The sequence below is a fragment of the Shigella sp. FC1967 genome (genome assembly GCF_001743005.1).
In the GTDB taxonomy this organism is placed as follows: Bacteria; Pseudomonadota; Gammaproteobacteria; order Enterobacterales; family Enterobacteriaceae; genus Proteus.
In genome coordinates this window covers 1-1,372 of record NZ_MIIZ01000999.1, presented here as the reverse complement: position 1 = coordinate 1,372, position 1,372 = coordinate 1, and the positions used below count along the sequence as shown (strand labels likewise).

Sequence of the window (1,372 nt, the reverse complement as noted above, 5' to 3'; positions counted from 1 at the left end):
TGCACTGATTTTCGCCTATTTCAATACCTACCGTTTTTCCTATTTCAATACCTTCATTTTTTCCTATTTCAAAAACCTTCATCTATACCTAATTTAAATCCTTTATTTTCTAATCGCCACGCTATATTCATAATTGTCTCTCTATGGTTATCTACTTGTTCAGCTATATTATTTATAATGAATTCAAAATCTGATGCATCCATGATTGAGAACAAATATTGTACAACAGCAACAGTGTCTTCATCTCTGCAGTTTTTCTGATTTATTGCTTTTGATAGAAGCATTGCAATCTGATTAAGATCATCACAACTATTAACGTGTTTCATCGCAATTTCCATGACTGCCGCTTTTTTATGTGTCAGCAAAATATCATCATCAATTGAGGTCAAATCAATTAAAGAGAAGTCATTAGAATAAAGTTGACTAGCAAGTGAAGAAAGTGGAAAACATTCCATCCAATTAACAGGAAAAGGATAAGGTTTCTTCTTTCCATGATAAAACAAGATGGGAACAACGAGAGGTAAAGACTTATAACCTTGCTGCAAATGCTGGTTCATGGTGCAAAATGCATAGTGCATCATACGCCAAGCTATCATTTTATCAGGTCTAGATTGGTGTTCTACAAGTAAATAAATAGGAACATCACCCTCTTTGGTTTTCACCAAATATAAAATATCAGACATCCGAGAACGTAATTTTATATCAATAAAAGAAGAATTCTGTAATTGTAAAGTTGAAAAATCACAATAGCCTTTTAATTCTTCTGGTAAATGGATAAAAAAGAAATCTTTAGCATTATTGATATTCATCATGAAGCGTTTTGAATGCAGCATCATGAGAAGAAATTAAAATAGGTTTATTCATCGCTGACTCCGTGCTAAATGTGGACCGCCAGCTTACAGAAAAAAAATGACATTTTACTTAGTGAAAAAATTATCATAAATATCTGAAAAATATAAACTTAATTATTTAACTTACTTATATAAGTATAAAAAAGCAAAAAATACCCTCGATATCTATCGAGGGTATTTATATTTAAAACTAATGCAGTATCAATTAGTTATTTGATGAACCACCAAAACCAGCATTCAGTAATTCTGCTAAGTTAGCAGATGCTTCATCAGCACTGATTGTTGTTTCTGTTTCATCTGTCGGCAGTTGTGATTGACGACGCTTCATACGATCTTGGTGATACGCATATCCAGTACCGGCTGGGATCAAGCGACCAACAATAACGTTTTTCTTTCAAGCCTCGTAATTCATCACGTTTTACCCCGCTACCGCAGCTTCCGTTAGAACACGAGTTGTTTCTTGGAACGATGCAGCAGAGATGAAGGATTCAGTTGCCAGAGATGCTTTCGTAATACCTAAT

At 33.7% G+C, this 1,372-nt stretch carries 1 protein-coding gene and 1 pseudogene; both read right to left on the bottom strand.

What is annotated here, in order from left to right; translation table 11 throughout:
* Positions 1 to 68: 68 nt before the first annotated feature.
* Positions 69 to 809 carry an Rpn family recombination-promoting nuclease/putative transposase gene (locus BHE89_RS17340; protein WP_286146250.1) on the bottom strand — a complete coding sequence of 247 codons (741 nt, stop codon included), beginning with the start codon at positions 807 to 809 and terminating at the stop codon, positions 69 to 71.
* A 247-nt stretch (positions 810 to 1,056) separates the two neighbouring features.
* Positions 1,057 to 1,372: pseudogene (locus tag BHE89_RS17335) on the bottom strand (hypothetical protein); the annotation flags it as partial.